Source organism: Psychrobacter sp. NPDC078929 (assembly GCF_050267985.1).
Taxonomy (GTDB): domain Bacteria; phylum Pseudomonadota; class Gammaproteobacteria; order Pseudomonadales; family Moraxellaceae; genus Psychrobacter.
This window is the reverse complement of sequence record NZ_JBNNFX010000001.1, coordinates 1-20,301: the sequence shown is the minus strand read 5'-3', so window position 1 is coordinate 20,301 and position 20,301 is coordinate 1. Positions and strand designations below refer to the sequence as shown.

Annotated in this window: 16 protein-coding genes and 2 riboswitches; of the genes, 9 read left to right on the top strand and 7 right to left on the bottom strand. The window is 44.4% G+C overall.

Going from position 1 to position 20,301, the window contains the following annotated elements; genetic code table 11:
• Positions 1 to 94: 94 nt before the first annotated feature.
• The 4 genes from ACQKCG_RS00080 (at position 95) to ACQKCG_RS00065 (ending at position 4,012) form a co-directional block, all read left to right on the top strand.
• Positions 95 to 1,384 carry an O-succinylhomoserine sulfhydrylase gene (locus tag ACQKCG_RS00080; RefSeq protein WP_424511092.1) on the top strand — a complete coding sequence of 430 codons (1,290 nt, stop codon included), beginning with the start codon at positions 95 to 97 and terminating at the stop codon, positions 1,382 to 1,384.
• Between the two features lie 111 nt (positions 1,385 to 1,495).
• A complete protein-coding gene (locus ACQKCG_RS00075) occupies positions 1,496 to 1,825 on the top strand; it encodes a YbaB/EbfC family nucleoid-associated protein (protein ID WP_045445429.1) in 330 nt (109 codons plus the stop codon).
• Between the two features lie 117 nt (positions 1,826 to 1,942).
• Positions 1,943 to 2,536, top strand: a complete 594-nt coding sequence (recR, locus tag ACQKCG_RS00070) for a recombination mediator RecR (protein ID WP_427584922.1) — start codon at positions 1,943 to 1,945, stop codon at positions 2,534 to 2,536.
• A 135-nt stretch (positions 2,537 to 2,671) separates the two neighbouring features.
• Entirely contained in the window at positions 2,672 to 4,012 is a 1,341-nt protein-coding gene (locus tag ACQKCG_RS00065) for a ribonuclease D (protein ID WP_427584920.1), read from the top strand.
• 80 nt (positions 4,013 to 4,092) lie between these two features.
• On the opposite strand, the gene ACQKCG_RS00060 is transcribed toward ACQKCG_RS00065, so the two are convergent.
• The 5 genes from ACQKCG_RS00060 to gcvT all read right to left on the bottom strand — a co-directional run bounded on the left by ACQKCG_RS00060 (position 4,093) and on the right by gcvT (position 10,906).
• Positions 4,093 to 4,782: an esterase/lipase family protein gene (locus ACQKCG_RS00060; RefSeq protein WP_427584919.1), complete on the bottom strand. Its 690-nt coding sequence runs from the start codon at positions 4,780 to 4,782 to the stop codon at positions 4,093 to 4,095.
• A 207-nt stretch (positions 4,783 to 4,989) separates the two neighbouring features.
• A complete protein-coding gene (gene gcvP, locus ACQKCG_RS00055) occupies positions 4,990 to 7,887 on the bottom strand; it encodes an aminomethyl-transferring glycine dehydrogenase (RefSeq protein ID WP_427584918.1) in 2,898 nt (965 codons plus the stop codon).
• Between the two features lie 85 nt (positions 7,888 to 7,972).
• On the bottom strand, positions 7,973 to 8,731 hold the full coding sequence (locus ACQKCG_RS00050; protein ID WP_427584917.1) for a nitroreductase family protein: 759 nt from the start codon (positions 8,729 to 8,731) through the stop codon (positions 7,973 to 7,975).
• A gap of 352 nt (positions 8,732 to 9,083) precedes the next feature.
• Positions 9,084 to 9,464 carry a glycine cleavage system protein GcvH gene (gene gcvH / locus ACQKCG_RS00045; RefSeq protein WP_057760766.1) on the bottom strand — a complete coding sequence of 127 codons (381 nt, stop codon included), beginning with the start codon at positions 9,462 to 9,464 and terminating at the stop codon, positions 9,084 to 9,086.
• Positions 9,465 to 9,721: 257 nt separating this feature from the next.
• The gene (gcvT, locus tag ACQKCG_RS00040) at positions 9,722 to 10,906 is read right to left on the bottom strand and encodes a glycine cleavage system aminomethyltransferase GcvT (protein ID WP_201570017.1); all 1,185 of its coding nucleotides are present in this window, start codon (positions 10,904 to 10,906) and stop codon (positions 9,722 to 9,724) included.
• Between the two features lie 168 nt (positions 10,907 to 11,074).
• Positions 11,075 to 11,223: riboswitch (glycine riboswitch) on the bottom strand.
• 69 nt (positions 11,224 to 11,292) lie between these two features.
• Positions 11,293 to 11,432, bottom strand: a riboswitch (glycine riboswitch).
• Positions 11,433 to 11,681: 249 nt separating this feature from the next.
• Between gcvT and ACQKCG_RS00035 the strand changes: the two genes are divergently transcribed.
• From ACQKCG_RS00035 to ACQKCG_RS00015, 5 genes are all read left to right on the top strand, one after another.
• The gene (locus tag ACQKCG_RS00035) at positions 11,682 to 12,002 is read left to right on the top strand and encodes a YcgL domain-containing protein (protein ID WP_057760762.1); all 321 of its coding nucleotides are present in this window, start codon (positions 11,682 to 11,684) and stop codon (positions 12,000 to 12,002) included.
• A 261-nt stretch (positions 12,003 to 12,263) separates the two neighbouring features.
• On the top strand, positions 12,264 to 12,860 hold the full coding sequence (locus tag ACQKCG_RS00030; protein ID WP_201570019.1) for a hypothetical protein: 597 nt from the start codon (positions 12,264 to 12,266) through the stop codon (positions 12,858 to 12,860).
• A gap of 299 nt (positions 12,861 to 13,159) precedes the next feature.
• The gene (locus ACQKCG_RS00025; protein ID WP_101205695.1) at positions 13,160 to 14,023 is read left to right on the top strand and encodes an AAA family ATPase; all 864 of its coding nucleotides are present in this window, start codon (positions 13,160 to 13,162) and stop codon (positions 14,021 to 14,023) included.
• A gap of 147 nt (positions 14,024 to 14,170) precedes the next feature.
• Positions 14,171 to 15,394: a vWA domain-containing protein gene (locus ACQKCG_RS00020; protein WP_201570021.1), complete on the top strand. Its 1,224-nt coding sequence runs from the start codon at positions 14,171 to 14,173 to the stop codon at positions 15,392 to 15,394.
• Between the two features lie 304 nt (positions 15,395 to 15,698).
• Positions 15,699 to 16,916 (top strand): globin domain-containing protein, encoded by a 1,218-nt coding sequence (locus ACQKCG_RS00015; protein ID WP_427584914.1) that lies wholly within the window; start codon positions 15,699 to 15,701, stop codon positions 16,914 to 16,916.
• A gap of 232 nt (positions 16,917 to 17,148) precedes the next feature.
• Here ACQKCG_RS00015 and ACQKCG_RS00010 read toward each other — a convergent pair whose 3' ends face one another.
• On the bottom strand, positions 17,149 to 17,961 hold the full coding sequence (locus tag ACQKCG_RS00010; protein WP_201570031.1) for a phosphodiester glycosidase family protein: 813 nt from the start codon (positions 17,959 to 17,961) through the stop codon (positions 17,149 to 17,151).
• A 105-nt stretch (positions 17,962 to 18,066) separates the two neighbouring features.
• Positions 18,067 to 19,881 carry an FMN-binding glutamate synthase family protein gene (locus ACQKCG_RS00005; protein WP_427584913.1) on the bottom strand — a complete coding sequence of 605 codons (1,815 nt, stop codon included), beginning with the start codon at positions 19,879 to 19,881 and terminating at the stop codon, positions 18,067 to 18,069.
• Positions 19,882 to 20,301: the final 420 nt, after the last annotated feature.

Sequence of the window (20,301 nt, the reverse complement as noted above, 5' to 3'; positions counted from 1 at the left end):
GTCAGCATGTTATGATAACGCTGATGAATTTGCTTAATAATCAAAAAAATAAGCAGTCCTTTTATATCAACCAAAACACAGCAACGGAACGTCTATGAGTCAGTCGCAAACAAAAGATGAGAGTCACAAACAAACGCATTTAAACGATGGATTAGATCCAAACTGGCGCAATGATGCCTTAGATTTAGGGCTTGATTATGGTATGCAAACCATCGCCGTGCGCGCAGGTCAGCATCGTACCGATGAGGGCGAGCATTCAGAACCGATCTTTACCACCAGCTCGTATGTCTACCAATCAGCCGCTGATGCCGCGGCACATTTTGACGGTACAAAGACAGGAAACGTTTACTCTCGTCATACCAACCCAAGCGTCCGTACTTTTGAGCGTCGTCTCGCCGCGCTAGAAAACGGTGAGCGTGCGGTTGCAACGGCCTCTGGTATGGGTGCAATCCTGACCATGTGCTTGGCATATCTTAAAGCGGGCGACCATCTGCTCGCGGCCAACCAGTTATTTGGCTCATCTATCGGTCTATTCAACAACTATATGGCCAAATTCGGTGTTGAAGTCAGCTATGTTGATTGCTTCGACAATGACGCATGGGCCAATGCGGTACAACCAAACACCAAAGTGATCTATTGTGAAAGTCCAAGTAATCCATTGGCTCAGATTTGTGATATCGGTTATCTAAGCCAGCTATGCAAAGCCAATGACATATTACTCGTCGTCGATAACTGCTTTGCGACACCAGCCTTGCAGCGCCCATTAGACTTGGGTGCGGATGTGGTGATTCACTCTGCGACCAAATACTTGGATGGACAGGGTCGAGTGCTGGGCGGTGCGTTAGTTGGCAGTGATGAGCTGATGCAAGAAGCGTTTACTGTTGTGCGCTCAGGCGGTATTAGCATGAGTCCGTTTAATGCTTGGGTATTTACCAAGGGGCTTGAGACACTTAAATTACGTATGCAAGCACACTGCCAAAATGCCAATCAAGTGGCAGAATTCTTGGTCAATCATCCTAATGTGAGCACGGTACATTTCTCAGGCTTGAGTGATCACCCCGCGCATGAGCTTGCCACACGTCAGCATCATATGAAAGATGGCTATGGTGCTATCATGGGCTTTGAAGTTAAGCCATCTGCTAGCCTTGACTCAAAAGCGGCTGCGTGGCACGTGATTGACTCAACTCGAATGGTTTCTATCACCAATAATTTGGGTGATGCCAAAACCACGATTACCCATCCTGCGACGACCACACATTTTCGCCTGAGTGCTGAGGCGCGTGCTGAAGCTGGCGTTAAAGATGGCCTGATTCGTCTGTCGGTAGGTCTAGAAGATGTAGACGATATTATCAAAGACTTAGCACGTGGTTTAGACAGTTTGTAAAGATAACGGTATAATCTGCACTAACGCATTGCATTAACTTTACGTTGTTAATTATTCATTACTATACGCACTAGCATAAAATACAAACCATAAATAACAAAAGAGGCAACTATGAACATTCAAGCATTGATGCAACAAGCACAAACGATGCAAAAGAAAGTAGAAGCAAACGTTGAAAACGCTAAGAAAGAACTTGCTAATAAAGAAGTACAAGCAGAAGCGGGCAGTGGCTTAGTTAAAGTAACGATGACTGGTCGTCATGTGGTTAAGCGTTTGACTATTGATCCAAGTCTGCTAGAAGATGAGCCAGATATGATTGAAGATCTTATCGCTGCTGCTATTAATGATGCGGTTCGTCAAGCAGATGCACTATATGAAGAAACGATGGCTGGCGCGACTTCAGGTATGGGTCTGCCACCAGGTATGCAAGGCATGTTTTAAGCATTAAATACTTCATACTAAAGACAAAAATGGGGTTGTTATCGATACGATACGACCCCATTTTTATAGCTACGATTTATAAATTCAGTTAGATAAAGTCAACTAAAGGAAGCTACTTTGCTTACAGCCAAATTTGATCAGCTGGTCAAACAGCTGCGTATATTGCCAGGCGTCGGTCAAAAAAGTGCCCAACGAATGGCGCTACATCTGCTCAGTAAAAAACGCCCACAAGGCATGGCACTAGCCCAAGCACTAGATGAAGCTATGCGTGATATTGTTGAATGTCAACGTTGCCATAGCTTTAGTGATGAGGCTGTATGTCCGCTTTGCCAAGATGTTAGACGTGATGACAGTCTGCTATGCGTGGTCGAGACAGCAGCAGATGTGATGGCCATTGAGCAGACAGCTGGTTACCGTGGTCGTTATTTTGTGTTGGGTGGGCATCTATCGCCAATTGATGGTATCAGCGCTGATGACTTAAATATTGATCAGCTCGTATGGCGAGTGAAGCAAGAACCTGTCGAAGAGCTCATACTGGCAACAGGTACGACTGTCGAAGGGCAGACTACGGCGCACTTTATCAGTGAGGCTGTCAGTCGTCATGTCAATAAAGTGACGCGCTTAGCACAAGGCGTCCCGATGGGCGGCGAGCTTGAATATCTGGATAGTATGACGCTTGGTCAAGCCATGCAAAATCGTTCTTTTTTATAATATTTTGATTGCTTCAAAGTCTTACCCAATTCATTTCTTGGAATTGCTATAATTACTTTATTATTGTTTATTTTCTAATTCTATTAAGGCGCGGTTTAGCGTTTTATTTTCTCCTATTAATGCAGGTATCTGCCCGTGTCCAATAACGTTTCAAACGCCTCAGCTCAATCAAATGCTGCTGATATCAATAATGGCTCATTACAAGAAGCCGCTAATACTGAGCCAATGTCAGCAGCCACTTCATCTGAGCCAGTGTCTAATACTCCAGATGCTGAGGTGCTAGATATTGATGCACTATTGGATATTGCTGATGACGTTGCTATTACATGGGTACGTAAGCAAGGCGATTTAGACGAGGTTCTTGTTGCCTTAGCGACTTGTGGACGCGTAGCCTTAGATACTGAGTTTATCAAGCGTGACACTTATTATCCGCGCTTGGCACTGGTGCAGTTGAACACTGGCGATCATGTTTATCTACTGGATGCACCGCAGCTACAACTGTCTGAGCTGTGGGAAGCGCTACGCAAAGTAGATGTGGCTATCTGGCACGCCTGCGGCGAAGATTTGGGCATTTTTTATCTGTTGTCTGGCTGCCCACCGTTGACCAATATCTTCGATACGCAAATTGCGTTGTCTTATCTAACGGGTCAATTGCAAATGGGCTATCAGCAAGCATTGGCTGATCAGCTAGATATGCATATCGACAAAGAACACAGCCAGTCTGACTGGCTCCAGCGTCCGTTGACAGATGAACAAGAGCAGTATGCTATCGATGATGTGCGTTATTTGCCAGCGCTGTATCTCAGTATCGAGCATGCGCTTAAGTCGCAAGGCTTATATGATTATGTCTGGGCTGACTGTCAGCTCTATGCTAGTGATTTGTATGACTCGCAGCACGTCGAAGATGAAGCGATGTATCTAACGATGGCAGATTACCGCTATAACTCACAGCAAATGGCGATACTCAAAGGTGTGGCTACGTGGCGAGAAGAGCTAGCACGTGCGACCAATCAACCGCGTACCTTTGTCATAAAAAAACAAGCAGTGCGTGAGATAGTCACTGAAAAGCCAAACAGTATGCGGGAGCTGGCACATAAAACGACCATGCACCGTAGTATGCTGCGACTATATGGTGAAGAGCTGCTGAAAGTAATTAGAGATGCCAAGAGTCTACCGCCTACAGAGCATCCAGACTGTCTAGTGCCACCATATCGCTCAAAAAACAAAGTATTATCGAAAGCAGTGCAGCAAGCGATTGATGAGCATGCGCGCGAAATCGGTATACCTGCCAGTGTATTGATGCGTAAAAAATGGCTAGGACAACTTTATGAAGTGGTTGCTCTTGATAAAGACGTGAGCGAACTGCCGCAAGGGCTAAAAGGTTGGCGTAACGACTGGGTTGTTAAAACCTTAATTCCAGTCATTAGAAAGCATAAAACCGAACTGCAGCAGGGCATGGGTATTCGTGTTCAATAAAGCAGCGTTCGATAATGCGCTGTTTAATAAGGAAGCGTTCGATAAGACTGAAAACTGACCTTCAAGTATTCATACAGCTCTTAGCGTTTAAATCGTCCATGCTCTAAAAAGTATCGAGTCTGCTCGGCAACCTCGGGGTTCACTAGCATGCCAGTATGTGAGACTGGCATGATGATATGATCAGCTGCAGCCTCTATCTTCGTCTCCTCTATATATACTGTCCCGTCATGTACAAGCTGCTCGTTAAGGGGTGGCTTATCAGATTTGCGCAGTTTGCGATTATGATATTGTAAGAATAGCTGACCTAGACCATAAGGACGGTTGCCAGCGATAACGCCTAACGTCACGTGTTTGGGCAATGGCGCGACTGTGCCGTCCAGTGCGTCGACATATGAGCGACCTACGACAGCAGGAGTCAATCGCCAAATATAATCTGCACAAACACTTCCTATATGCGGTGTTCCTAGCGTCACGCAACGTCCGATTTTCCATTTTGGATACTGAGCGACAAAATCACGAATGATCAAACCACCTAAACTATGCCCGACCAAATCGATAGGATGATCTGGGTGATGGTTTGTTTCTAGCCAGCTATTTAGGCGGGCGCTATTGGTTTTGATACCATCACGCATACTACGGTAGCCGTACTGATGGGTATCAAATCCTGCTGATTGCAGGCGCTTGGCTAATGGTCGCATGATCCATGGGGTTTGGTGTAGCCCATGTATTAGAATGACGCGAGTTTTTTGTTTAGGCGCTTTATGTTGCATAGCAGTGTCCAAATGATTGCTTCAGAAATTTAGGATGAATAGCTTATTATCAATATAAGCTTTTATTACATTGAGTTCTTATCGTTTATTTTATTGATAATATTACCTGCTAACGTAATAGATAAAAAGTCAGACAAATAAAAACCTCCAAGTCAGCTGCTGACTTGGAGGTTTTTTACTACAGAGAATAACTATCCGAAATAATAACTACATATAGTTTTCGATACTTGGGCAAGAGCACATTAAGTTCTTGTCACCATAAGCATCATCGACACGAGCGACACTTGGCCAGAACTTGTTTGCACAGATGTACGGCAGTGGGAATGCAGCAGTCTCACGGCTGTAAGGATGCGTCCACTCTTCGCCAGTAATCATAGCAGCCGTATGCGGTGCATTGACTAATGGGTTGTCTTCTAGCGTCCAGTTATCTTCACCAGCTTTGGCTTTCATGGCTTCAGCTTTGATAGATTTTAGCGCACTGATAAAGCGATCCAACTCTTCTTTTGACTCAGACTCTGTGGGCTCAATCATCAGCGTGCCAGCGACTGGGAAGCTCATCGTTGGTGAGTGGAAACCATAATCCATTAAGCGCTTAGCGATATCACTTTCAGTGATACCAGTCTCCTCTTTTAACGGACGAATATCGATGATACATTCGTGAGCCACGCGGCCGTTTTTGCCTGCATACAGGACAGGGTAGTGACCTTTTAGCTCAGCTGCTACGTAGTTAGCGTTTAGCAGGGCAAGCTCGGTCGCTTTTAGCAGACCATCACGGCCCATCATGGCAATGTACATCCATGAGATAGGCAAGATGCTCGCTGAACCATAAGGCGCAGCCGATACCGCTGAGCAGTCTTTTTGTGCATTATGCACAGGGCTTAGCGTATGGTTGGCCATAAATGTTGCCAAATGCGCCTTCATACCGATAGGGCCCATGCCTGGACCACCGCCGCCATGCGGGATACAAAAGGTTTTGTGCAGGTTCATGTGTAGTACATCAGCCCCAACGTCTGCAGGCTGCATCATGCCTACCTGAGCATTCATGTTCGCGCCGTCCATATAGACCTGACCGCCATGTTTGTGGGTCAAATCACAGATATGACGGATGCCTTCTTCGAACACACCGTGCGTCGATGGATAAGTGATCATTAAAGCACCTAGGCGATCGCTGTACTCTTCACATTTGGCGGTTAAGTCGTCGATATCAACGTTGCCGTTTTCATCAGTTTTGACCACGACTACTTGCATACCCATCATCATGGCAGTAGCAGGGTTGGTACCGTGCGCCGACATAGGAATCAGGCAAACATCGCGATTGGTTTCGCCTAGTGATTCATGATAACGGCGAATTGCTAACAGACCAGCATATTCACCAGAAGCACCAGAGTTTGGTTGCATAGAGACATCATCAAAACCAGTAATGGCTTTTAATTGATCTTGCAAGCTATCGATCATCGCGATATAGCCAGTAACTTGATCACGCGGTGCAAAAGGATGCACATTGGCAAACTCAGGCCAAGTAATCGGTAGCATCTCACTGGTGGCGTTTAGCTTCATGGTACAGCTACCCAGTGAAATCATGCTGCGGTTCATCGCTAGGTCTTTGTCTTCAAGCGACTTTAGGTAGCGTAGCATTTCATGCTCGGTGTGATGCGAGTTGAATACTGGATGAGTCAAGATATCATCCGTACGCAAGTGTGCGCTATCTAGAGAGACGCGAGCGGTTTCAGGTAGGTCGTGTGACTTGTTGACGAATAGCTGAGTCAAGGTGTTGAAATCTTGCTGATCGCTGGTTTCACTAAAGGCAACGCTCAATTTGGTGTCGCTTAGACGCCATAAGTTGTAGCCAACGTTGTCTGCATTTTTGAAAATTTGAGTAGCAAGCTTCTCTGAACCACAATCAACCACGACTGTATCGAAGAATTGATCATGTACCACGCTCAAGCTGCTGTCATTAGATTCTGTGATAGCATCAGCAAACGCAGTGGCAAACGCATGAATACGAGTGGCAATACGCTTCACGCCGTCTGGACCATGGTATACCGCGTACATACCAGCGAGGTTGGCTAGCAATACTTGTGAGGTACAGATATTTGAGTTGGCTTTTTCGCGGCGGATATGCTGCTCACGCGTTTGTAGAGCCATACGTAATGCAGTATTGCCTTGTGCATCTTTTGAGACACCAATGATACGACCAGGCGCTGAACGCTTGGCTTTATCAGAGAACGCAAAATAAGCGGCATGTGGACCGCCAAAGCCCATTGGAATACCGAAACGCTGAGTACTACCTAGCGCTACGTCGGCACCCATATCGGCTGGTGATTTTAATAACACCAAGCTCATAATGTCACTGACGACACTTACATAGGTCTTGTTTTCTTTTACGGCACTGATGACGTCTGTTAAGTCTTTAACGTCGCCTTCAGCACCAACGTACTGGAATAGCGCACCGAAATAGTCGCCTGATTTAGCCGTTTCAAAATCACCAACAACGACTTCCCAACCGAAGTATTTCGCACGAGTATTGATAACATCCAGCGTTTGTGGATAGACACGCTCATCGACGAAATACTGTGTTGATTTGCTTTTGCTCACACGCTTTGACATCGCCATTGCTTCTGCCGCTGCCGTTGCTTCATCAAGCAATGATGCACCAGCCAGCTCAAGACCAGTCAAATCGATACATACTTGTTGGAAGTTCAGTAATGCTTCTAGACGACCTTGAGCGATTTCCGCTTGGTAAGGCGTATAAGCGGTATACCAGCCTGGATTTTCGAGCACATTGCGCTGAATGACAGCCGGCATACGAACAGGAGAGTAGCCTTGACCGATATAGCTCTTGTTGACAGTGATGTCGTCTGCCATCGTGCGCAGTTTGGCAAGTGCAGCGTGCTCACTCATCGCCACTGGCAAATCCAATTCTTTGTGCAAACGTACTGGCTCAGGCACAGTGTCATTGATAAAGCTTTGCATATCTTTATAACCAACAGCGCTGAGTAGGTCAGCTTGCTTGGTCTCATTCGAACCTAAGTGGCGATAGACAAATTCAGCTTCGTTGAACAATCCTTGAAAGGTATCAAACGATGGGTTTTGAGAGATAGTCATGACAATCCTTGGTTAAGGGAGTAATAAACAAAATAGCAATTAAGAAAACATTGTGAGCAGTTAAGGAAACACTGTGAGCGGTACGTTATACGTAATGCACAAACTGTTTTTGATCAAAGCGGAATTGGGTGTTGTAAACGCCATTGTCAGCACGCTCACCTGCGCCAATCATCATAACGATATGATGGTCGTCGCTAAGATTGAGCAACGCTTTCATGGCAGGCTCATCAAAGCCGCCCATAGGACAGCTATCAAAACCATGAGCACGTAGTGCCAACATTAGGTTTTCGGCGGCAAGCGCGGTGTTATTGGTTGCCCAGTTTTTGGTGTCTTCAAAGGTATAGTAAGGCGATTTGAGAGGGCCTTTGACGCGTCTGACCACTTGCGTGGCGCCCCATTTTGCAGCCGAAACCACGTTGGCTGGGCCGCGCAAAAAGTCCATCGTAACGACTTTGTTATAGTAGTCTTTCACTTTCTTAGGGACTGGCTGATCAGGGTATTCGCGCAATATTTGCTGAGCATGCTCATGCCAGATGTCGGTGCGAGCAACGATAGCGATTAAGCGCGCCGATGTTTTTGCCGCGTTTTGGTTCATACAGTTTTTGATGGCGCGTTTGCGATTGTCAGCATCATCGATAACATAAAACTCCCACGGCTGTAAGTTGCTAGAGTTTGGTGCTAGCATGGCCAAACGCAGACAGTCTGCCAGTACGTCGTCAGGGATGGGCGTGTCAGTAAAACGGCGCACGGAACGGCGTGATTCTACGATATCGCGAAAGGCTTGTAGCTGCGGTGTATGGTTTGGTGTGGCGATGGGGTCTTTATTATCGGTGTTGGCATTCATATTAGGATCCATGCTGAGAATTGGGTTATCAGTTTGCGTCGTTATTGATAGTACGTATTCATTGGAATTCGAAGAGGTGATCAATACGAGTCAATGAGATAACGCTTGAGAGCAATAACATCGGACGATAATGATTGTTGGAGATCTATATATAAAGCTGCTTTCAAATAACAAGCATGGTCACTAAGACAATACTTTTAATGAGAAAGGTTTTTAAATCGTTTAAATAGGGAGTATAGATACCAGCTGCTGCCAGTATCTATGTTGTTTAGTCGGGGCTAGTGCTTTGTACGAGCTAATATCTTACAAATGTTAATGTCTTGCGAGAGCATGATTAGCTTACGTGCTTAGCTTATAAATCGCTTTCGTACTCGTCAGCAGTCATTAGTGCTTCGTAGTCAGCGATGTTGTCAGGCTTCATTCTGAAGAACCAACCTTCGCCGTATGGGTCAGAGTTGATGATTTCAGGATCATCTTCTAGTGCTTCGTTGATAGCGATGACTTCACCTGAAATAGGGGCATAAACGTCAGACGCCGCTTTTACTGATTCAACAACTGAGATTTCGTCATCGACAGCGATGATATCGCCCACATCTGGTAGCTCAACGAATACCACATCACCCAATAGATCTTGAGCATGGTCAGTGATGCCAACAGTGATCGTACCGTCGTCTTCTAGGCGTAGCCACTCGTGACTCGCAATATATTTTAGCTCTGCTGGGATGTTGCTCATGGTCTCTCTCCTAAGTGATAGAGGTTAATTAACAAAAAGGTGGTGTATCAAAAAGTATGCTAGCGATAAAAGTCAATAAGAAATCTATGCTAAGTTCCCTGATTCTATAGGGCTTTAAAGGCTTCAAAAATTGTTCGAATTTTAATCAGCATACTTTTTGATACACCACCAACAAAAATAATGGAGGCTAGGCGTGTCGTCACTTTTATAATCGTATGTAAAATGACAACGCGCTCTAATGATAGAATTTATAAGACCTAAGAGTCAAACTGTTGCTTGCCGTTACGGACAAAAGGTAGCTTCAATACGCGTACATCGACGAATTTACCTTTGCCGCGTAGATCGACTTGTACACTGTCATCTTCTGATAAGCTGGCAGGCACACGGGCAATCGCGATTGAGTTTTTTAGGCTAGGGGAGAATGTACCACTGGTGATAATGCCGGTTTGCTCATTGTCAGTGCCTTGATTGATAGTCACTGTCATGCCTTCACGCAATACGCCACGCGTGGTCAATAGCAGACCCACTTGCTTCATAGCGGTGTTGTCTTCTTTTGACTGCTTACGTTTGCTGACCAATGCTTCGCGACCGACAAAGGCACGCTCATCTTTGAGCGCTAGCGTCCAGCCCATGTTGCACTCGTAAGGGATGATGGTTTCGTCCATGTCATGGCCATAAAGGTTCATGCCCGCTTCCATACGCAAAGTATCACGTGCGCCAAGACCGGCAGGTTTGATGCCATTTGCTTTTAGTTGTTCAAAAAAAGCAGGGGCATCATCGGCATGCATAATGACTTCGACGCCATCTTCACCAGTATAGCCAGTACGAGCCACAAACCAATCGGTGCCTTCGATATCGGTCAAGTCAGCACCAACGAAAGGTTTTAGTCCTGCTAAAGTATCTGCCCAGCTTGGTTTGGCTTGAGCCAGTTTTGCAATAGCATTTGGACCTTGCACGGCAAGCATAGCAAGCTCAGGACGCTCGGTAATCGTAATATCAAAGCCTTCAGCGACTTTATTAAACTGTGCTAAGTCTTTGTCACGAGTGGCTGCGTTAGAGACGATACGGTACTCAGTTTCTTCTGCGTTCATGAGGTAGACGATCAAATCATCGATGACGCCGCCTTGCTCATTGAGCATGCCAGAGTACAGCGCTTTACCAGCGGTAGTGAGTTTGTTGACATCGTTTGCGAGTAGCTTTTGTAGCCATGCTTTGGTATCAGCGCCTTTGATATCAGTCACAACCATATGTGAGACATCAAACATACCTGCATCTGTACGTACCGCTTCGTGCTCTTCGATTTGTGAACCGTAATGAATGGGCAATTCCCAACCAGAAAAATCGACCAGTTTGCCCTCACTATCAATATGAGACTGGTAAAAAGGGGTGCGCTGAGGGGCTTGGTTTTGAGAAGTAATGTCTTGAGAATGGGTATCAGTCATAACAAATCCTTATGTGTACATCAGTCGTACTCGGCAGAGTAAGGAGTGATGCGCAACGTAAAAGTAGCGAGAAGCAATATTGCAAGGTGCAAATATCACATCAAAGGGTGACACAGAAAGCAAAGATGAAGACGTAAGCCAAACAGACGCTATACGTCAGTTTGAGCTAAAGCCCTATCTGTCCTGTGACCTGAGATTTTCAACACGAATTATCATTCTTGGGCATTTATATGAGCCCTATCATCGATGATAGCGTATTTTCTCCCCTTCGGTGGGTAAGACGTCGTCCGTGCTTACCACTCTCCAGATTTGTTATGCCTTATGTTTGATAAAAAAGTAGTGCGCTATGAGCGTCATACTACTAAACATTATCAAACAACAGTGACATGCGTTTTTCAGTCCTTTTACCTGAGCGATTGGCAGGGTGGATGCGCCTTCGGTGGTTATCTAGCAATTGCGATAGTTGTATAACCAATAGGGTTCAATACAAAAACGATGCTGATAAACTCTCTCCTGAAAAACGCTTTTATTATGAAAGGTTCAAAGCGCTTTTACAAGTCATCAAAGCCATTAAAATAAATAAATTTGGCAAAAATGATGTTTTGATAGGGCAGTCTGTTAAATAGGTTATGTTTTACAACGATATTTTTATCGCTCATATCAGCGTTTTATCTGTGTGTTTTGACAAAAATTACCATAGCAAAACGCAAAGCGACTACTGGTATTTGCCTGAAATATGCTAACCTACGCCCATAGTTTCTGATAGGTGGTTTTTATGCATTGCGATATTTATAAATTTCCCAAACACGACGACATGTATATCTACATTGCGCGTCCTGATTATCCTGATGATACTGATGAAATCAAAGACTGGCTTGGTGTATTACCAAAAGATTTCCGTGCAGGTTTAGGCCGTAGTAAGTTCGTCATGCATCTGGACTTATCAACTAAAGATAAGCTCGCTCGTGTCGACAAAGAAGAAGTACTGGCAAAACTACAGTCTCAAGGTTACTTTGTGCAGTTGCCGCCGCAAGATGTGATGCGCCGCCAAGCAGAACTGCGTGCTCGTGAATCGCAGGACAGCATCTATAATTAATGGATTTGTCAGCAAGTAAGTATGGTAGGAAATATCAGTACGCTACCTTGAAAACAGCGTTGATAAAAACCTACGACACATTTGCTCACATGCATTTAAGTAGAAAGTCGTGATAAACTGACACCCTACGCAATGCATATATAAGCCTACATAATGCACAAGTTCATTATGTATTTGGCCTCATTCTGGTTCTACAGAACGCACATATACCGCTAGACACAGATTGTGTCACCGGCGATAAACGCAGGTAAATAAACACGCATGGACTGGTTAAAAAATATCTTACATAGCTTACCGCTAGAGTCTATCAGTGACATTCTCGGTGAGATTGCCATTTGGTGGGGCCAAATGGTAAAGGATGTCCCGCCCGCTGATTTGCCTATGTATGCTTATCTGGGCGGTGCTGTTTTGGTACTAGTACTATGGATACTCGTTGCTCGTGTACTGCCAAAACCATTGGGCGGTATGAGCTGGATGGTTCTGTTTGCAGTATTACTAGCACCAGGTACAGCGCTTGGTGATCCGAGCGAGCTTGCACCAGCCAGTATTAGCGTCGTCTATGCTGTGATGATGAAAGATTACGCAGGCGCGGTTGCCAATATGCTGCCGATATTGGTGATACTGGTCGCAGGGTTGTTCGTTGGTTTTGTATGGCAACTGATACGCAGTGCATTTGCATCAAGTTTGGACAAAGCCCGTAGCCGCAGCGCAGAAGATACGCAGGCCACGTTGCAAATGACCACAGGCAGTTATTTGCCAGAAGGCGCTACCGTAACCGAACAGCCTGACACCAATGTAAACTTAAAAAAAGACAGTACATTGGCTAAAAAAACAGATAGCGATACGTCTGATAAGTGATAAAAATAGGCTAGGCACTAAGATAGTACTATTGTTTTAGAATTTATTTGATACCCGAATAAAAAGACACCGCTGCGTGTCTTTTTTTATGCTCGACTGTTTATTAGACATATAAATAATTGCTCACTATACATTGCACATAACAATTGTTAATAAATGCGAACGCATGAGTATTTTGGCAATGCATCAGGCTGTGCTAATCTAATTTATTCTTTACTAATTTATCCTTTATTAGTCATTTATGTTTTAGACCTATCCATTTATAACAACTTATCTATAACAACAATCGAGATCTGATTATGACCACAGCTGACAATACTAAGAAAAACTTTACTGGTACCAGTAGTTATATTGCTACCGATGATTTGCAACTGGCCGTAAATGCCGCTATGACCTTACAAAAGCCATTATTAATTAAAGGTGAGCCTGGCACAGGTAAGACGTTGCTTGCCGAAGAAGTTGCTGAGAGTTTAGGTATGCCACTGATTACTTGGCATGTAAAATCGACGACTAAAGCGGAGCAAGGACTGTATGAGTATGATGCGGTATCACGCCTGCGCGATTCGCAGTTGGGTGATGACAAGGTTTATGACATTGCCAACTATATCAAGCCGGGCAAGCTGTGGGATGCTTTTACCAGTACAGAGCGTAGCGTACTGCTGATTGATGAGATTGATAAAGCCGATATCGAGTTCCCAAATGATTTGCTACATGAGCTTGATAAGATGTCTTTTTATGTTTATGAGACTGGCGAAACTATTACAGCGGCGCAGCGTCCAGTGGTTATTATTACCTCAAACAATGAAAAAGAGTTGCCAGATGCGTTTTTGCGTCGTTGTTTCTTCCATTACATTGACTTCCCAGAAGAAGAAACCATGCGCCAAATTATCGAAGTGCATTTTCCAGACATTCAGGAAAAACTGGTCAATGATGCATTGGATATCTTCTATAAACTGCGTGGTATTCAAGGTCTTAAAAAGCCGCCATCAACGTCTGAGTTGGTCGATTGGTTAACCTTGTTACTTGCTGATGATATGGCTCAGGACGAGCTAGAAGAAAATCTGCGCGGTGAGAAATCTATCCCGCCACTATATGGTGCGTTGCTCAAAAACGAGGCAGATGTGAGTTTATTACAGCGTTTTGCCAATATGATGCGTCGCTAATGTTTGCCGCTTGCATTGGCTTTAACCTTTTATATCCAATATCGAATGTCTGATGTAAAAGTCAACGCAAGCGCTCAACCTGTACCAATTAATGATATCAGCAATATCACCAGATAATAATATCAGCCAATAAGTGATACGACTCTTATGTTTATCAAACTATTCTATACCTTGCGTACTTATGGCGTGCCAGTCAGTACGCGCGAGCTGCTCGATCTCAATGCCGCGTTAGATAAAGGGCTGATGATGCAGTCGCATCCTGAAGATCCAGCACTGACTACTTTTGCTAGCCGCGAAGATATGTATCGGCTGATTCGACTGTGCATGGTCAAAGACGAGCGCCATTTTGATAAGTTCGATCGGGCCATGGCGGATTATTTTGAAGGTGTCGATAGTCTCAATATGGATGAGCTGTTGGCCAAGCTAACAGATGTGCCCAAAGAGTGGCTGGATCTGAAGCTCGATCCCAAAAATCTGACCGAAGAGCAAAGACGATTACTGAAAAAATATGGCTCGCTTGAAGAGCTGATGAAGGCGTTAGAGGAACGTTTAAAAGAGCAAAAAGAGCGTCATCAAGGTGGTAGTAAATGGGTAGGCACAGGCGGTACTTCGCCATTTGGTGCCTATGGCGATCATCCAGAAGGCGTACGTGTCGGCGGTGAGTCGCGCAAACGTAGCGCAGCAAAAGTCTGGGAGCAGCGTAAATATCGCAATCTCGATGACGATAATCAGCTCGGTACTCGCCAAATTCAAATGGCGCTACGCAATCTACGTCAGTTTGCGCGGACTGGCAGTGCTGATGAGCTTGATATTCATGAGACGATTAAGCGCACGGCAAAAAAGGGTGTGCTCGATATACATATGCAGGCAGAGCGCCGTAACCGTGTCAAAGTGTTGATGCTGTTTGATGTGGGCGGCAGTATGGATATCCATGTCGAAGCGCTCGAAAAACTATTTTCTGCGGCAAAAAATGAATTCAAAACCTTAGAGTTCTTTTATTTTCATAACTGTTTGTATGACTATGTGTGGAAGGACAACAATCGTCGCCATAGTGCGCCGATGCCAACGTTTGAGCTACTCAATAAATATGGCCGTGAGTATCGTGTTATCTTCGTCGGTGATGCATCGATGTCGCCTTATGAACTGATGACAGTAGGCGGCAGCGTAGAGTATATGAATAATGAAGCGGGCATTGTATGGCTGAAGCGTGTACTTGAGCATTTTGATAAAGTAACTTGGCTCAATCCTGAAAACCCGTCGTATTGGCAATATACGCAGACCATCGTTGAGATCAAAAAGCTATTCGAAAATAAAATGTACCCGATGACGCTACATGGTGTTGAAGAAATGACTCAATATATGGCGCGGTAATTTTAATATTTAACCTAACTCCTAAAACCTGTTAACACAGCTTAAATCCTTATAAAAACAGCCGTTATGACAACATAGCGGCTGTTTTTTTGTTGATGCAAATAAGCTCGATATTGATTGTATATTGGTATGCCTAATAAAGTGTGTTAACATTCATTTAAAATGAATGTTATAAGTATTTCTGAATTGCTCTGCTAAAAATTTTGATGACCACTGTAAAAAGGTCTGCTCATTATTGCCAGTTTAGACGGATTATTTTTAACATCTCAGTTTATCAATGCAGTTAATGACTAAGAGAAACAATATGGCCTCACCAAAAACGTTAGAAATCGTCACCGCAACTGTTCCTGTACTGGAAGAGCATGGCGTTGCGATTACCACTGTGTTTTACAAAAATATGTTTAACGAGCATCCTGAGCTGTTAGATATTTTTAATGAAACCAATCAAAAATTGGGAAGACAGCAGACGGCGCTAGCAATGACAGTATTGGCCGCTGCCAAGCACTTGGACAAGTTGGCTATGTTATTGCCACAAGTGACCCAGATTAGCCACAAGCATAGAGCCTTACAGATTTTGCCTGAGCATTATCCTATCGTCGGCAAGCATTTAATTGGGGCGATAAAAGAAGTGCTAGGAGAGGCGGCTACCGATGACATTATTGACGCTTGGACAGAAGCTTATGATGAAATTGCCTCAGTGTTTATCCAGATTGAACATGGTATGTATGAAGAAGCAATGTGGCAGGGATTTGCACCGTTTAAGGTAATTAAAAAGGAAGCGGTCGCTACAGATATCGCAGCCTTTACCGTGGTACCAGTCGATAAGAGTGAGAACAATAAAAGCAATGATTTAGCAAACGCTCAAGATATTGATTTAAGCAAGTTGACCTTAACTGCTGGTCAATATATCACGGTGAAAACAGATCCAGCAGACAGCGATCATATTGCGCTGCGTCATTATTCTTTATACTCTGCCAGTACCGAGGCCGGCATTCAGTTTGCTGTTCGACGTGATAACCGCAATGAGCATCATGGATTGGTCTCTAACTATATGCATGATCAACTAGAAGTCGGTGATACGGTTTTATTATCAGCGCCAGCTGGTGACTTTGTGCTCAATCAAGATTTGGTACAGCAGAATGAGATTCCATTGGTATTGATGAGTGCCGGTGTCGGGGTAACACCTGTGCTGTCTATGTTAGAGGCGCAAGTACTGGCCAATCCAAAACGACCTATTATTTGGGTTTATGCATGCCAAAATATCGCTCATCATGCTTTTTCTGATCAGGTAGAGGCATTGCTTGCTAAGGCTGAGAACGTAGAAAAGCATATATTCTACTTTGAGTCTGGGCAGATATTAGATGAGACATGGCTTGCTACCTTGCCTAAGCCTGCCGATGTCTATGTGTGCGGCTCGATGCCATTTATGGAGAGCATGATTGATGGGTTAGTAGCATTAGATCATGGTGTCGATAGCGTCCACTACGAACCATTTGGCCCCAAAATGAGTTTGGGTGGCTAGTTTTTAACATATAGTCGGTGAACTACTAAACCGCTACGTCGTTACCCTCCTTAGATGGACTATTTGTACTATTTGCAGTCGGCTGCCTTGTACCCATTTTAGAGTTCTTTAACTATAATACTCAAAATAAACGTTTATAAAAAAGCACTTAGCATGAAATAATCACGCCAAGTGCTTTTTTATGCAACATACTATGAGAAGAAAGAGATTAACCTAAAGATATAAAGACGTATTACTCTTTATTTTCAACCAATCCAATCATCACGCCCATCTCTTTTTTATCCTGCTTGTCGATACTAGGCGCATACAACGCTGAGGCAATACCACCGTCTAAAAACAGCGCGTTTGAACAACCCAGCTCATCCTTAAATAATTCTGCAAACTGATAAAAGGTCACAGGCTCATCGCTATTAACAAGCTGTATACTGCCGTCACGGCAAACGCCTGCACCATTACGCAGTTTGATTGAGCTGCTATCAGAGTTAAACTGTGGGTGTATCTCGTCATTGATGACCAACATAGGACCAGATTGCGTCGCATACCAAGGCTGCACATCACCATTTTTTAGCTGCTCATTTAACGCATTACTTTCGGTGATTTGCACTGTGCCAGCTTTGTCCCACCACATAACTCCATTAGGTAATAGATGAAAATTACCGCCACCTTCTCTTACATTTAACGATTTGAGTTCTTTGCCTTTGATGACTGTATAGCCAATCGGTGCATAGTTTTCATTATACATGCCTGCATTCATGGCAAAGTTAAGGGTCTTACTGTTCGGTAATGTGGCCAATAACGCATCAAAGGTTAGCAAAGGCTTATTGTTATCAGAAGATTGCCAAAACAGTTGTAATGAATAACGCTCGCTCGCTAACGCGGTAGCATCGACACGGCAAAAACTATAAGTAAAAGGCGTGTCTTCAGTCTGACATGACCAGCTATCGGTGTCGCTGCTAGCCGCATTGGTATTTGTCTGCTGGCAAGCGCTCAGGCCTAGCGCAAGCACTATCGTTGATAAGAATAAGTTAAAAATAGAACTTGGCATCAATCACGCGTCTTTTAATGTGTAAATTATTTGAGTTTGGTTACTATCTACCGCTTAATTACTTCTTCATCACTACTTTTTAAATACAACGATTTAGGCACTGATTCAGTCATTAGTAGGCGGAAAGTCACGGATTGTATTGTTCACATTACCAATTAATCGTCCACCATCGGTGAGATTGGTCAAGTGCTCAGAATTATACCCAGCGCTGTGTTCTGTTGGCGCGCCAGTTTCCTTGCCCTTATCACGCGAGTCTTTGTTATAAGCAATGAGTGCGTCATTATTGGCTAAGAAGCTATCAGGGTTTGCCATGACCCACATCTGGTTAAATACATCGGCACGGGCACTATGATCGAGCAATGCGCCTTTATCAGTAAAGTAGAAGAATTTGGATAACAGCTTAATCTGCCCATCGTCTAAGCGGCGTGCAATATGATACGGCTGTAATTGGCTAGGATGCTGTAAACCAACCGCACCTACGATACTGGCAAGCGATTTTAGCGTGTTTTTATGGAAACTTGCAACACGCTCAGCTTTACTAGGGACGTCGAGCGCCTTTTGACGATATGGATCTTGGGTAGCTACACCCGTTGGGCAAGTGTTGGTATGACAAGAGCGCGACTGAATGCAGCCAACCGCAAACATAAAGCCACGTGCTGAGTTACACCAATCGGCACCTAGCGCAATCATGCGCGCAATATCAAAGCCTGATACGATCTTGCCACTGACGCCAAGCTTAATTTTGTCACGAATACCTGCACCGACTAAAGTATTATGTACGAGCAAAAACCCTTCAACCATTGGCATGCCGACATTGTCCATAAACTCGACAGGCGCTGCACCTGTGCCGCCTTCTGCACCATCAATAACGATAAAATCAGGATAGTTATCCGTCTCTATCATCGCTTTGACAATCGCCATAAACTGCCATGGCTGACCAATACATAGCTTGAAGCCAACTGGCTTGCCACCAGATAACTCACGCAGCTGCTGCCAAAAGGCGACTAACTCGCGCGGGGTGCTAAATGCGGTATGCGAAGAAGGCGAGATACAGTCTTGACCCGTAGGTACTTGACGTGTGTCTGCAATCTCTTGCGTAATTTTGCTAGAAGGAAGGAAGCCACCTTTACCAGGCTTGGCACCTTGTGAAAGCTTGATTTCAATCATTTTAACTTGCGGATCGACGGCTTTTTCAGCGAAAGACTGTGGATCAAAGTTACCATCATTATCACGGCAACCAAAATAACCCGTACCCAACTCCCAAATCAAATCACCACCGAACTTACGATGATAAGGGCTGATCGCGCCTTCGCCCGTGTCATGAGTAAATCCGCCCAATTTTGCGCCTTGATTGAGTGCCATGATGGCGTTCGCTGAGAGACTGCCAAAGCTCATTGCTGAGATATTGAATACTGACATATCGTGTGGCTGCTGACAACGCTCACCGCCGACCATAATTCGAAAGTCTTTGTTCTCTAGTGGTGCACTGATGGTAGATTGCAAAAACCATTCTTTACCATGAGTATATAAATTGTCCAACGTACCAAAGGCATTGGTATCACTGACATTCTTAGCACGTTGATAGACTAGCGCGCGCTGCTGGCGTGAAAACGGTACTTGTTCTTTATCGTCCTCAAGCAGGTACTGGCGAATCTCAGGGCGAAAATCCTCTAATACATAGCGAATATGTCCAGCGATAGGGTAGTTGCTCAATATGGCGTGCTTAGACTGAATCAAATCATAGATACCAAGTGCCACAGCCAAACCACCGATCACAATCAGCCACCAACTTACCAATAATAAGCCCGCCAATAGAATTAAAATCGCCGCGCCAAACGTGCTATAGCGAAGTAATAATCCGATAAAGTACGGCGAACTGGTTTTGGGTTCAGGGTTTAGATTGGTACGAGATTCAGGCATAGCGAGGCTCAATAGTAATGATTGATATAGATAAGATGCTTACATTTGTCGCGTACATCATACACGCATGACGTCATTACGTCGGTATCAATGGGTAACAGTTTGGTCAGAATCACTTTCGTTAGGAGCTGCGTTAGTTCGGTTGCACAAACAAGTAATGACAGTATATGCAATAAAGTGATTAAAAATAGCTCATATGCTACTTTAGATAGCGAAAACCATCGAGCAGGGTAGCCATAATATTTTAAGAAGATATTTCGATGAAGACATGCTGACAACTATTGATCCATTTGATGCGGTGCAATTGGCATGTGTGATTGAGATTTGAACCGCCCCGACTTTATCGGAGGCTTATTTACTTGAGTCAGGCAGCAACACCTGACAGGATTAAATTATCATAATACTGCTTTTCAAACTCAA

What these genes read in the sequence shown, in the direction of transcription:
- ACQKCG_RS00075 (WP_045445429.1), top strand. Translation starts at nt 1,496, where the DNA reads ATGAACATTCAAGCATTGATGCAACAAGCACAAACGATGCAAAAGAAA.
- ACQKCG_RS00030 (WP_201570019.1), top strand. Translation starts at nt 12,264, where the DNA reads ATGGACTGGTTAAAAAATATCTTACATAGCTTACCGCTAGAGTCTATC.
- ACQKCG_RS00010 (WP_201570031.1), bottom strand. Translation starts at nt 17,961, where the DNA reads ATGCCAAGTTCTATTTTTAACTTATTCTTATCAACGATAGTGCTTGCG.
- ACQKCG_RS00005 (WP_427584913.1), bottom strand. Translation starts at nt 19,881, where the DNA reads ATGCCTGAATCTCGTACCAATCTAAACCCTGAACCCAAAACCAGTTCG.
- ACQKCG_RS00050 (WP_427584917.1), bottom strand. Translation starts at nt 8,731, where the DNA reads ATGAATGCCAACACCGATAATAAAGACCCCATCGCCACACCAAACCAT.
- ACQKCG_RS00025 (WP_101205695.1), top strand. Translation starts at nt 13,160, where the DNA reads ATGACCACAGCTGACAATACTAAGAAAAACTTTACTGGTACCAGTAGT.
- gcvT (WP_201570017.1), bottom strand. Translation starts at nt 10,906, where the DNA reads ATGACTGATACCCATTCTCAAGACATTACTTCTCAAAACCAAGCCCCT.
- ACQKCG_RS00020 (WP_201570021.1), top strand. Translation starts at nt 14,171, where the DNA reads ATGTTTATCAAACTATTCTATACCTTGCGTACTTATGGCGTGCCAGTC.
- ACQKCG_RS00035 (WP_057760762.1), top strand. Translation starts at nt 11,682, where the DNA reads ATGCATTGCGATATTTATAAATTTCCCAAACACGACGACATGTATATC.
- ACQKCG_RS00015 (WP_427584914.1), top strand. Translation starts at nt 15,699, where the DNA reads ATGGCCTCACCAAAAACGTTAGAAATCGTCACCGCAACTGTTCCTGTA.
- gcvP (WP_427584918.1), bottom strand. Translation starts at nt 7,887, where the DNA reads ATGACTATCTCTCAAAACCCATCGTTTGATACCTTTCAAGGATTGTTC.
- gcvH (WP_057760766.1), bottom strand. Translation starts at nt 9,464, where the DNA reads ATGAGCAACATCCCAGCAGAGCTAAAATATATTGCGAGTCACGAGTGG.
- ACQKCG_RS00060 (WP_427584919.1), bottom strand. Translation starts at nt 4,782, where the DNA reads ATGCAACATAAAGCGCCTAAACAAAAAACTCGCGTCATTCTAATACAT.
- ACQKCG_RS00080 (WP_424511092.1), top strand. Translation starts at nt 95, where the DNA reads ATGAGTCAGTCGCAAACAAAAGATGAGAGTCACAAACAAACGCATTTA.